10 protein-coding genes and 1 riboswitch are annotated in these 12,036 nt (G+C 34.7%); of the genes, 6 read left to right on the top strand and 4 right to left on the bottom strand.

Annotated features, from left to right (window positions below; genetic code table 11):
- Positions 1–55 precede the first annotated feature (55 nt).
- The 4 genes from F1003_RS14440 to metK form a co-directional block, all read right to left on the bottom strand.
- Positions 56–1,843, bottom strand: coding sequence for a hypothetical protein (locus F1003_RS14440; RefSeq protein ID WP_155090142.1), 1,788 nt, complete (start codon positions 1,841–1,843; stop codon positions 56–58).
- A gap of 76 nt (positions 1,844–1,919) precedes the next feature.
- Positions 1,920–2,357 carry a carboxypeptidase-like regulatory domain-containing protein gene (locus F1003_RS14435; RefSeq protein ID WP_155090141.1) on the bottom strand — a complete coding sequence of 146 codons (438 nt, stop codon included), beginning with the start codon at positions 2,355–2,357 and terminating at the stop codon, positions 1,920–1,922.
- 140 nt (positions 2,358–2,497) lie between these two features.
- Positions 2,498–4,315 (bottom strand): peptidase associated/transthyretin-like domain-containing protein, encoded by a 1,818-nt coding sequence (locus tag F1003_RS14430; RefSeq protein WP_155090140.1) that lies wholly within the window; start codon positions 4,313–4,315, stop codon positions 2,498–2,500.
- A 150-nt stretch (positions 4,316–4,465) separates the two neighbouring features.
- Positions 4,466–5,719: a methionine adenosyltransferase gene (metK, locus tag F1003_RS14425; RefSeq protein ID WP_155090139.1), complete on the bottom strand. Its 1,254-nt coding sequence runs from the start codon at positions 5,717–5,719 to the stop codon at positions 4,466–4,468.
- A gap of 385 nt (positions 5,720–6,104) precedes the next feature.
- Positions 6,105–6,229, top strand: a riboswitch (SAM riboswitch).
- 122 nt (positions 6,230–6,351) lie between these two features.
- Between metK and F1003_RS14420 the strand changes: the two genes are divergently transcribed.
- The 6 genes from F1003_RS14420 to F1003_RS14395 all read left to right on the top strand — a co-directional run bounded on the left by F1003_RS14420 (position 6,352) and on the right by F1003_RS14395 (position 12,008).
- Positions 6,352–7,650 (top strand): O-acetylhomoserine aminocarboxypropyltransferase/cysteine synthase family protein, encoded by a 1,299-nt coding sequence (locus F1003_RS14420; protein ID WP_155090138.1) that lies wholly within the window; start codon positions 6,352–6,354, stop codon positions 7,648–7,650.
- Positions 7,651–7,720: 70 nt separating this feature from the next.
- On the top strand, positions 7,721–8,716 hold the full coding sequence (locus F1003_RS14415) for an alpha/beta fold hydrolase (protein WP_155090137.1): 996 nt from the start codon (positions 7,721–7,723) through the stop codon (positions 8,714–8,716).
- 76 nt (positions 8,717–8,792) lie between these two features.
- Positions 8,793–9,206 carry an RrF2 family transcriptional regulator gene (locus tag F1003_RS14410; RefSeq protein WP_155090136.1) on the top strand — a complete coding sequence of 138 codons (414 nt, stop codon included), beginning with the start codon at positions 8,793–8,795 and terminating at the stop codon, positions 9,204–9,206.
- Positions 9,207–9,318: 112 nt separating this feature from the next.
- A complete protein-coding gene (locus tag F1003_RS14405) occupies positions 9,319–9,939 on the top strand; it encodes a phosphoadenosine phosphosulfate reductase domain-containing protein (RefSeq protein WP_155090135.1) in 621 nt (206 codons plus the stop codon).
- Between the two features lie 234 nt (positions 9,940–10,173).
- Positions 10,174–11,268, top strand: a complete 1,095-nt coding sequence (locus tag F1003_RS14400; RefSeq protein ID WP_155090134.1) for an acyloxyacyl hydrolase — start codon at positions 10,174–10,176, stop codon at positions 11,266–11,268.
- Entirely contained in the window at positions 11,265–12,008 is a 744-nt protein-coding gene (locus F1003_RS14395; protein ID WP_155090133.1) for a head GIN domain-containing protein, read from the top strand. Before F1003_RS14400 ends, F1003_RS14395 begins: the two co-directional genes overlap by 4 nt.
- Positions 12,009–12,036: the final 28 nt, after the last annotated feature.

The following is a 12,036-nucleotide window of genomic DNA, read 5'->3' as shown; positions in this document are numbered from 1 at the left end:
AAAATATAGTCTACATTGAAAAAGCCCTATCAACTGATAGGGCTTTTTTTAGATTTTACTCATCTCTTAATACATGAATTGTGCCATGTACAGGTAAAACGCCATTTTGTGAACTATGGAATCCACTGAAACTTATATCTATGTATTCTCCAACTTCACCAAGGGTGTTTATGGATAATATCCCAATTGATGCAACGCCACTAGATGCTATAAAAGATGTGTCATCGGTATTATATAAGCCAATGAAGTCTGGAGCATGGGCCCAAACCTTTAAATTGTAATTATGGTTAATATTGTCAACATTGGTACTTCCATTTATCGATAGCATATGTGTTATTGGATAAATATTATTAGGAATTTCAGTAAATGTTGCATTAATATTATCAAAATCAATCACGGTAATATTGTCTCCTATGACATATTGAACAAATTCCTCAACGGAATTACATGCCATTATCGTTCCTATGTCTGTAACAGGAGAAGTAAAAAAGAAATTTAGATGGTCGGTTTCTGTTAAGTTATCATAATCAGTACCAGTAATACCAAATGCATCATTCGTTGAACAGCTTAAAAATTGAAATTCAAAGTCACCTTCTTCATTGACAATTTCTGTGTACGATTGATTACCATAGGTCAGTTGTATATAACCGTTACTTACAGGATTTCCATCACAGTTTAAAAAATTACCTCTAATTGTCTCAAAACTTATAACTGGATGATTGGGAACGATAACAGAAATACTGGAATCTGCATTAAAAGGTCCAATCATTTCAGAATACAAAAGTGAAGTATCGCATGAGTATTGGACATAGATAATAAGTTCTAAGGTTTCACCACTTGGAACAAAACCACAGACTTCGCCATTTTCGTTGGTGTTACCACCTCTTGTGCCAAATGTTAGGCTTGTTATATTTACACTAAGATTATTTATGGCATTACCACTTTCATCTCTAACTGCAACACAAAGTGTAATCGCTTCAGCAGGAATGTCACAATTCCAAAAAGAAAAATGTGATACGGAACCAACATACATATTACCTTGTAGCGTAGCTTCGCCTTCTTCTTTCCAATAGCCATTGGCTTCATCAAAATACCAAAGCGGTATGGTTGCTGGTGCAATTCCCATTAAACTGGCATCCACAGGCATTTTAATTTCAGATGTTGAGCCTTCGGCTAAATTTAAATCTTCACCACCAGAACCTCGTAATTCTACCGCTAGCATACCTAAGGTTTGTAGCATACGTTCTGCACCTTCTTCATTTTCAGCATAGAGCATGCCTGGCATTTGCATTGGCATATCTTCGTCAACAGGATCTAAGTGGTGCATAATTACATTTACACTGCCTTCATAATCTGAGCCATCTTCCTTAATAAAATTGCCATCAAAACTTACAGAACTGCCATTAGGTAAAGAAACCGTTTCGGCAGTACCACTGCTTATAGTGGCAACAGGAGTGGCTTCAAGCAACATAATCTCTACTTTATTAGTGCCCTCCGATGGGACAACACTTCTAGAACCATGAATGTATCCTGCTTTTTCAGCTTTTATATAGCCGAAACGCTCATTAACTTCAGCATCTTTAATAATAAAAACACCATTACTGTCGGTTTGGGCAGTCTCATTGCCTATGGTTATTGTAACACCTTGTAAGGGAAGATTATTTTTATTGACTACAGTTCCGAGAAAATCCCTATTAATGGTATTGCCAAAATATTGTGAAAAGGTATCCGGAATATTCTCTTGTTGTTCGCCATCTCTAAAACTGCCATCATCGTGTTGACAAGAAGAAAATACTAGGAGAAAAGTGAATAAAAATGAAAAGATAATTGTTGATGATTTCATAGTGATTGGTTGTTGGTTTTATCTTTTAGATGTAAAAACCACCAAAAGGTTGCGTGAAAAATCGTATTAATTTTTCTTAATCAATGGTATTGGGTAAGTTGTGATTGTGTTTACAAAACCAAAACAAACACGGTTCTGTAGCCTTTAGAAGTATTATGTTTACTGCACTTGTATCTTTTTTAGGGGCAAGGGTTACCATTGTATTTTTGTAATCTTTTCTTTGAGCTTCTAGAGCTACAAATTCTTGGTGGGCCGATACATTATTAATTGTAAAATTACCATATTCATCGGTTGTGGCAGACTTGTTTCCGGCAACAACCAAAACGCTATCTAAGGGTGTATTGTTAAGGTCTATAACTTTACCCTTTAGGTCAATTTTAATTGGTTCCCCTAAATAGTCAGCAAAGGTGTTTATGGTATTGTTTTGGTTGGTATTATCTGTATTCTCCCTACAGGAAGTTGTATTGAGAAAACAGATAAATAGCACCAGCCATATGGATAGAACTGATTTCATTTTTTGATTGATGATTGATGATAGTTTCTAAAACTAAGATACAGAAAGCTTAAAATAGTTGTGTTAAAATTCTCACAAATAAAAAAGCCTTCAGGTTATTTAACATAATCCTGAAGACTTTCTTGACTAAAAAAAAATATTTAGTTATCCCTTAGTACATGTATGGTGCCATTTATGGTATGGGAACCTCCATTCCAATCTTCATAAGAGCCACTAAAATTGATATCAATATATTCTCCTACATCGCCTAAAGTGGTAAGGTTGTATATAACATTGTTATTGGTGTCAGCCATGCCTATACATTCTGTAATGTTAAACCCTGTGTCGTTAATGTCATTCCAGTCTAAGTAATCATACGTGCCTTCATAGGATGTTTCATCTAGCCTACTAAATAAATAGAAACATGTGGTTTGTCCATCACCATTTCCATAAATATCCAATGTTGGTCCATTTGTGTTAGGGCTGTCTGTATAAAAGTTAGCAGTGATATTGTCAGAGATGAAAAATTCGGTTTCTCCATCATCAATGGTGTATTGAATAAATTCTGTAATCGAATTACATGCCGTAATCACACCAATATCGGTTAAAGGTGTTGTAAAGGTATAGCTAATGCTGTCCGTAGTTTGTAAGTTAACGTAATCACTTCCTTTAATGGTAAACTCGTTATTCTCGTTACATCTTAAAAGGTTAACTTCAAAAGTTCCGTCAGTTACTGCATCTGTAAACGATTGGTTACCATAAGTCACTTGTACATAGCCATCCGTTACTGAGTTATCATCACAGGTGTTAAACGTACCAACAACCGTTTCTTGAATAATATCAGGATTATCGGGTACAACAACCGTAATGTTTGAATCTGAACTAAATGGTCCAACAGTTTCAGTATGTAGAGCATTTTCGCCACAGACATTATAATTATACACATTAAGCACTAAACTTTCATCGCTAGGGACAAAACCACACACCTCTCCATTATCATTGGCATAACCACCTCTTGTACCAAATGTCGCACTTGTAATGGTGACGTATAAATTGTTAAGTGTGTTGCTGTCTTCATCCGTTACGGTAACACAGAGTGTGATGGCTTCGGCTGGTATATCACAATTCCAAAATGAAAAATGCGATACTGTGCCAACATACATATTGCCCTGTAATGTAGCGACACCTTCTTCTTTCCAGTAACCGTTAACTTCATCAAAATACCAAAGTGGTATAGTTGCTGGTGCAATTCCCATTAAACTGGCATCTACAGGAATTTTAATTTCAGAAGTAGAACCTTCGGCTAAATTTAAATCTTCACCACCAGAGCCTCTTAGTTCTACAGCCAACATTCCTAAAGTTTGTAACATACGTTCGGCACCTTCTTCATTTTCAGCATAGAGCATGCCTGGCATTTGCATTGGCATATCCTCATCTGCTGGATCCAAATGATGCATAATGACATCCACAGAACCAGAATAGGAAGAACCGTCTTCTTTTGTAAAATTACCGTCAAAGCTTACTGAACTACCATCGTTGGCGGTTACAGTTTCAGGTGTGCCACTACTCACTGTGCCAACTACTGTGGCTTCTAGTAACATAATGGTAACCTTGTTAGTACCATTGGAAGGTACAACACTTCTAGAGCCATGAATGTAACCTGTTTTTTCAGCTTTTATATAACCAAAACGTTCGTTAACTGTTGCGTTGTTCAATATAAAAACGCCATTGCTGTCTGTTAGAGCGGTTTGGTTACCAATGGTTATGGTAACTCCTTCAATAGGGTTTTTATTAGTGTCTATAACGTTACCAAGAAAATTTCGTGAAACTGAGTTGCCAAAATATTCTGAAAAAGTGTCTGGAATGTTTTCTTGTGGTCCGCCACCTCCTGGACCATCATCTTTTTGACAAGATGTAACGGTGAGTAACGAAAAGAAAAGCATTAAAATAAGATTTGGGAATTTTTTAATGTTGATCATAATGTGTTGATTTAATTGAGTTTTATGTGTTTGTTTGGTATAAAACAGATAGAAAGTATAAATTCCTACCTTGAATAGCATGTTTTCGATAAAACGAAACCCTCAAGATAAATTTCAAGAGGGTTTAATATATAATAAAAGGAATAAGTACTATATCTTAAAAGCTGCTTTAACTTTATCAACATAATCTAGTTTTTCCCATGTAAATAACTCTACATCAAGAGAAACGGGCTCACCATAAGGCTGCTCAAATGTTTTGGTTACGGTTTCATGTTGTCGTCCCATGTGGCCATAAGCAGCGGTTTCGCTATACATTGGTTGACGTAATTTTAAACGTTTTTCAATAGCAGCAGGTCGCATATCAAATATTTCAGATACTTTTTCAGCGATTTCACCATCGGTTAAGTTAAATGGACACGTACCATAGGTATCTACAAAAATGCCCATAGGTTCAACAACTCCAATTGCATAGGATACTTGCACTAAAATTTCTTCACAAAGTCCGGCTGCAACCAAGTTTTTTGCAATATGTCTTGTGGCATAAGCAGCACTTCGATCTACTTTACTTGGGTCTTTACCAGAAAAAGCTCCTCCTCCATGGGCGCCTTTACCACCATAAGTATCTACAATAATTTTTCTTCCTGTTAGACCAGTATCTCCATGTGGTCCACCGATGACGAATTTTCCCGTAGGATTGATATGGTACTTAATATCATCAGTAAACAATGGTTTAATATGGTCAGGTACTTTTGCTACTACTCTTGGGATGAGGATTTCTACAATGTCCTTTCTGATTTTAGCGAGCATGGCTTCATCAGAATCAAAGTCATCATGTTGTGTAGAAACCACAATGGCATCAATACGTTGAGGTGTGTTATCGTCACTATACTCAATCGTTACTTGACTTTTAGAATCTGGTCTTAAATAAGTGATGTCTTTGTTTTCTCTTCGAAGTTCAGCTAATTCCTTTAAAATGATGTGCGAAATGTCTAAAGCCAGAGGCATATAATTGTCGGTTTCGTTTGTAGCATAACCAAACATCATCCCTTGGTCACCAGCACCTTGTTCATCTTTGGAAGCTCTATCTACACCACGGTTTATATCCTCCGATTGTTCGTGTATTGCCGAGAAAACACCACAAGAATTGCCATCGAACATATATTCGCTTTTGGTATAACCAATCTTATTGATGGTATCTCTTGCTATTTTTTGAACATCTAAATAGGTGTTGGATTTTACTTCGCCTGCAAGCACCACTTGTCCTGTGGTTACCAAAGTTTCACAAGCCACTTTAGACTCTGGGTCAAAAGCTAAAAAATTATCTATTAAAGCGTCACTAATTTGATCAGCTACTTTATCTGGATGACCTTCCGAAACACTTTCTGAAGTAAATAAATATGGCATAAATCTCTTTTAAATTTTAATGTATTCTTGAAAAACCTATTGAGATTGCTTGGTTGCTAGAGAAGTTGAAAACCTAACTGCTTTAGCATTTTTTATTGAGGTTGCAATCAGAACAAATTTTTCCTCTTTTTTAATCTGGGCAAATGTACAGATTAAAATTTAAGATAAAAAAGGTTTAAGCGATAAGAAACTTGAAAATAGTTTGTTCATTTACAATTGAATCTATATCAATATGATTATAGATTTAAGATATATTACATATTTTTCAAAAACAAGCGCTTATTTTGTCAATTTCATAAATAATTTAAAAACTTGCCGTTTTGTTTTGAAATTAAAAATTTATAACACAATATTTGTACTCACAAAGTTCAAAACACTTACTGAAATGTTATCAAGAAAGGTGGAGGGATTAGACCCATTGAAGCCTTAGCAACCCTTAGATTTACTAAGAAGGTGCTAAATTCTACTTGAATTTGCAAGTCATTTTTTGCAAATTTAGATAGATAACCCAAGACTAATTACTCATCTGTAATTAGCATATTTCTTTATAACATTTTTCTATTAAGTATGCCTCTAACCGAGGTCTATTTGGCTTTTGTTTTAATTATTTATTAACTCAAAAACTTAGAAAAATGAGTACACAAAAATTCGCAACAAAGGCGTTGCATGCAGGACATGATGTCCAAAACAATGGAGGAACCAGAGCTGTTCCTATTTATCAATCCACAGCATATGTTTTCAATGATTCTGACCATGCTGCAAATCTGTTTGCTCTAGCAGAAACGGGTAATATCTATACTAGAATCAACAACCCAACAAATGATATTTTAGAACAACGGTTAGCGGCATTAGAAGGCGGAATTGCAGCAGTAGTTACAGCTTCAGGTACATCGGCAATCGCAACAAGTTTGCTGACATTGTTAAAAGCTGGAGATCATATTGTAGCATCCAACAGTTTGTATGGCGGAACCTATAATTTGTTGAGCGTAACATTACCGAGACATGGTATAACGACCACCTTCGTAGATCCATCAGATCCAGAAAACTTCAACAGAGCTGCTCAAGAAAATACAAGGGCTTTTTTCATTGAATCCCTAGGGAATCCAAAACTAGATGTGTTGGATATTGAAGCTATTTCAAAAGAAGCAAAAACATACAAAGTACCTCTTATTGTTGACAATACAGTTGCAACACCGTATTTGCTAAACCCAATTGACTATGGTGCAAATATTGTCATCCATTCATTAACAAAATATATCAATGGTAATGGAACAGCACTTGGAGGAGTCATCATTGACGCAGGTACTTTTGATTGGGCTAATGGAAAGTTTCCTGAATTCACAGAACCATCACCTGGTTACCATGGCTTAGTGTATAATGAAGCTCTTGAAGAAGCTGCATTTATTGCCAAAGTAAGGATAGAAGGCTTGCGAGATTATGGAGGTGCTTTGAGTCCGTTTAATGCGTTTCAGATTATTCAAGGTTTAGAGACCTTAGAATTACGTATAAAAAAGCACAGCCAGAATGCTCTAGAATTGGCGAAGTGGCTACAAGAGCAACCAGAAGTGACATGGGTAAATTATCCAGGTCTAAAAACCAGTAAATACCATGAGCTTGCTAAAAAATATTTACCTAAAGGTCAGAGTGGTGTGGTTACTTTTGGTGTCGATGGTGGTTATGAATCTGCAAAGACCATTGCAGACACAACAAAACTATTTTCACTTTTAGCGAACATTGGAGATACAAAATCACTGATTATACATCCTGCGAGTACTACACATCAGCAATTAACTGATGAAGCTCAACAAAGCACTGGTGTGACGAAAGATCTTATCCGTTTATCAGTTGGTATAGAAAATATTGAAGATTTAAAAGCCGATTTGAAGGAAGCGTTTGCTGTTGTAAAACAGCATAACGTTTTTCAAGATTAGCCTTTAGTGTTGTTTAGTTTAGAACAGATGTCCTTGTACTAGGGCATCTGTTAATCTTAAAAAAAGATTCATGAGAAACTTAAAACATATTAATATTCCAAATTATAGAATTAAAAATGGTGAGACTGTAGCTATTTCATTGTCTTATCAAATTTTTGGTGTTACTCTGGGTACTGCACCGATAATATTAGTCAATCATGCGCTTACCGGAAACTCAAATGTAATTGGCGAAAATGGCTGGTGGAATGATTTAATAGGTGATAATAAATGTATAGACACTAATTATTACACAATTATAGCCTTTAATATTCCCGGCAATGGTTATGATGATATTAGAGAAAACCTAATTGATAACTATAAGGATTTTACGGCTAGGGACATTGCCAAATTGTTTGCAATAGGCTTAGAGCGATTAAATATAAATGAACTGTATGCTGTTATAGGTGGTTCTGTTGGAGGAGGTATCGCTTGGGAATTGGCAGCGTTGAAACCCTATTTAATTGAACATCTTATCCCAATCGCTACAGATTGGAAATCTACGGACTGGATTATTGCCAATTGTCATATACAAGATGCTATTCTAAAGAACTCTTCAAAACCACTTGAAGACGCAAGAAGACATGCAATGACATTATACCGTACACCAGAGTCATTGACCCAGAAATTTGAGCGATCAAAAAAAATGAGTACCTTTTTTAATGTGGAATCTTGGCTGAATTATCATGGAGACAATCTTTCAAACAGATTTCATCTAAAAGCCTATAAAATGATGAATCAAATTTTAAGAACCATAGATATTACGCAAGGTGAAGGTGAACTCAGATTTGGGTCAATTGCTAAACACATAACGGCAGATATTCATATAATAACCATTAATTCAGATTTGTTATTTAAACCTGAAGAAAACTGGAAGACTTTTGTGGAACTAAAATCAGTAAAAGAAAACGTAACCATTGGTGAGATAAAGTCTATACATGGGCATGATGCCTTTTTAATCGAATATCATCAATTAGCTAAACTTTTACGCCCAGTTTTTAGTATAAAAAAGAAAGAAATGATAGCATAAATTAGATATAACTGTAGATTTTTTAATTGGCAAAAGTGTAAATCATAGAGTTATAAAAATGTATTAGATTTACACTATGCTTTCAAAGAAAACAAAATATGGGATAAAAGCTTTAGTGCATTTAGCTAAGAAAGAAGATAGGGTTCCTGTTCAGATTTCTTCAATCTCCAAAGCAGAAAATATTTCTCAAAAATTTTTAGAAAGCATATTGCTCACTTTAAAGAAAAATGGAATTTTAGGCTCAAAAAAAGGCAAAGGTGGTGGCTATTATTTATTAAAAGACCCAAAAGAAATTCCAATGACAAGCATAATGAGATTATTAGAGGGGCCAATAGCTATGGTGCCTTGCGTGAGTCTGAATTTTTATGAAAAGTGCGACGACTGTCCAGATGAAAACGCTTGTGCCGTTCATAACATAATGATTAAAGTAAGGGATAATACCTTAGAGATTTTTAGAAATACAAGCCTAGCTGATTTGTCTCATCCTTAAACCCAACTATATTTTTAAATTAATATTCAGAAAAATACTTAATTATCTATATGTTTGCATTTACCCTACTAAGTCTATAGGTTAATGGTATTAAAATTTTAAAGCTTAAGTAATGATTAGATTAGATCTAGATATTTGGAATAAAAAATTAAGAAACAGAACGCCTGATGAGATTGTTGAATGGGCTTTGAGGTTGTCAGACAATAGAATAGTAACGACGAGTTTTGGTGTCTATTCAGCAGTATTATTGAGCACAATGTCTCGTCATGATAAAAATATTAGAGTGGTTTGGTGTGATACATTATATAATGAGCCAAATACCTATACTCACGCCTCAAGTTTAATAAAAGATTACAATCTTAACATTCAAAAGTACCAATCCTTGTTGACCAAGGAAGAAATCGATAAAACCATTGGTTTACCCAACATAGGTGATAATAACCATTCCGTTTTCTCTGAAGTGGTAAAGTTAGAGCCCTTTAGACGTGCCTTAAAAGAACAAAATCCAGATGTTTGGTTTACTAATATTAGAGTAAGACAAACCGAATATAGAAACAAGAAGGACATTTTAAGCTATAGCAAGGATGGTATTCTAAAAGTCAGTCCATTTTATTATTGGAGTGATGCCGATTTAGATGCGTATTTAGAAAAGCATCAGTTACCAAAGAATATAGATTATTTCGACCCTATAAAAGTCTTACAAAATAGAGAGTGTGGCATTCATTTACAGTAGTATAAACATTTATTAAACGGTAACATTTCCTTAGACTTAGCTTAACACTAAAACGGATATTGTGCTTCATATTTGTATTGTATTTCAAAGCCCCTTAAAAATGAAACTTATAAAAAATAACAAGGCCGAATTTAGGTTTGCTATAAAGCTATTATTGATAACAGCAGTATCTTTATTGGCGACCTTGTTTTTAAATTAATTATTCTATTACTTTTGCTAGTAACCATATTATCTATGAAGTACTGGCTTACAGGTTTTATAATTCTATTTGGATTGCTGTTGTTTTCTCAAGAAAAGAGAACGTCTGACTCGTATTTCGATTTGAATTATTTCTCAGGAAACATTGCACTTCATAATAACGATATTCTTCATTTAATTACAGGTCATCCTGAAGGTGTTATTTTAAGTTGGAACAAAAAAACCTTTGGAAACGAAGCTTGGGAACAACGTTTTAACTATCCAGATTATGGCGCTTCATTTATTTATCAAGATTTAAAAAATGATGTTCTGGGGAATAATTATGGACTGTATGCGCATTACAATTTCTACTTTTTTAAGCGAAATCTAACGCTTCGTGTGGGTCAAGGTATAGCCTATAATACCAATCCATACGATAAATTGGAAAACCATAAGAACATTGCCTTTGGTTCGCATTTGTTGAGCTCAACATATCTAATGCTGAATTATAAAAAAGAACGACTGATTGATCGTGCCGGTTTGCAAGCGGGTTTGTCTTTAATTCACTATTCTAATGCTAATGTAAAAGCGCCAAACACAAGTGTTAACACCATCGCTTTTAACGTAGGGTTAAACTATAATTTAGATGAAGAAGATCAAGAGTTTATTGATAACCTAGACGACGATAAATTCACGGAACGCATTAAATACAATATCGCCTTTAGAAGCGGTATTAACCAAAGCGATATTATTGGCAGTGGTCAATTTCCTTTTTATGTGGTGTCCGCTTATGCCGATAAACGTTTGAGCCACATTAGTGCTGTTCAATTTGGTGCTGATGTATTTTTTTCAAACTTTTTAAAAGAGCTAATTTATTATCAATCTGTTTCCTTTCCAGAAGAGAATGTTAGCGGAGATGAAGATTATAAACGTGTTGGGTTATTCGCAGGACATGAGCTTTTTATCAATAAGATGTCCATAGAAACACAATTGGGCTATTATGTATATTACCCTTTTGATTTTGAAGGAAGAACCTATATGCGAATGGGATTAAAACGTTATTTTGGAAACAAATTCTTTGGTGCTATAACTTTGAAGTCCCATGGAGCAAAAGCTGAAGCTGTTGAATTTGGAATTGGAGTAAGACTATGAAAAAAATAATTTACATATGTGTTTTTCTAATGTTCGCCTGTAACAGTGAAGACGCTAACGATTGCTTTCAGACTTCAGGAAACATTATTCAACAAGAGGTTGAGGTTTCAGATTTTGAAAGGATTTTAGTCAATAGAGACATAGAGCTTTTTATTTCTGAGGCTTCAGGCTATAAAGTCACTATAGAAACAGGTGAAAATTTACTGAATGATGTCAAAGCTGAGGTTATAGGTAATCGATTAGTGCTTACGGACGGGAATACCTGTAATTATGTTAGGGACTATGGTATCACTAAGATTTATGTAGAAGCACCTAACTTAACAGAGATAAGAAATTCGTCACAATACGAGGTGTCTTCCAATAGCACTCTAACTTATCCAAGTTTAAATCTAATCTCAGAAGACTACAATGAAAATGTTGAATTTACAGTTGGCGATTTTAGATTAACTCTAAATTCCGATGAATTAAATATTATATCTAATAATATTTCCTCGTTTTATATTGAGGGAACTGCTGAAAATTTGTTTGTAGGTTTCTTCGCTGGTTCTGGTCGTTTTGAAGGAGAAGATTTAATAGCTCAGAATGTAGATATTAGTCATAGAGGAAGCAATGATATGATTGTAAACCCAATACAATCCTTAACAGGAGAGCTTAGAGGAACAGGAAATGTTATAGCGGTAAACCAGCCACCTATTGTAGATGTCGAGAGGATTTATACTGGACAATTGATTTTTGATTAGATATCTTCATAACATTAAGAGTTCCTTC

This window comes from Winogradskyella ouciana (assembly GCF_009709615.1).
Classification (GTDB): domain Bacteria; phylum Bacteroidota; class Bacteroidia; order Flavobacteriales; family Flavobacteriaceae; genus Winogradskyella; species Winogradskyella ouciana.
Note: the sequence above shows the minus strand (reverse complement) of the source record. Positions and strands in the feature narration are given on the sequence as shown.

Bases quoted from the DNA above. Each gene is read 5' to 3' on its own strand.
- F1003_RS14440 (WP_155090142.1), bottom strand. From the start codon at position 1,843: ATGAAATCATCAACAATTATCTTTTCATTTTTATTCACTTTTCTCCTA.
- F1003_RS14435 (WP_155090141.1), bottom strand. From the start codon at position 2,357: ATGAAATCAGTTCTATCCATATGGCTGGTGCTATTTATCTGTTTTCTC.
- F1003_RS14430 (WP_155090140.1), bottom strand. From the start codon at position 4,315: ATGATCAACATTAAAAAATTCCCAAATCTTATTTTAATGCTTTTCTTT.
- metK (WP_155090139.1), bottom strand. From the start codon at position 5,719: ATGCCATATTTATTTACTTCAGAAAGTGTTTCGGAAGGTCATCCAGAT.
- F1003_RS14420 (WP_155090138.1), top strand. From the start codon at position 6,352: ATGAGTACACAAAAATTCGCAACAAAGGCGTTGCATGCAGGACATGAT.
- F1003_RS14415 (WP_155090137.1), top strand. From the start codon at position 7,721: ATGAGAAACTTAAAACATATTAATATTCCAAATTATAGAATTAAAAAT.
- F1003_RS14410 (WP_155090136.1), top strand. From the start codon at position 8,793: ATGCTTTCAAAGAAAACAAAATATGGGATAAAAGCTTTAGTGCATTTA.
- F1003_RS14405 (WP_155090135.1), top strand. From the start codon at position 9,319: ATGATTAGATTAGATCTAGATATTTGGAATAAAAAATTAAGAAACAGA.
- F1003_RS14400 (WP_155090134.1), top strand. From the start codon at position 10,174: ATGAAGTACTGGCTTACAGGTTTTATAATTCTATTTGGATTGCTGTTG.
- F1003_RS14395 (WP_155090133.1), top strand. From the start codon at position 11,265: ATGAAAAAAATAATTTACATATGTGTTTTTCTAATGTTCGCCTGTAAC.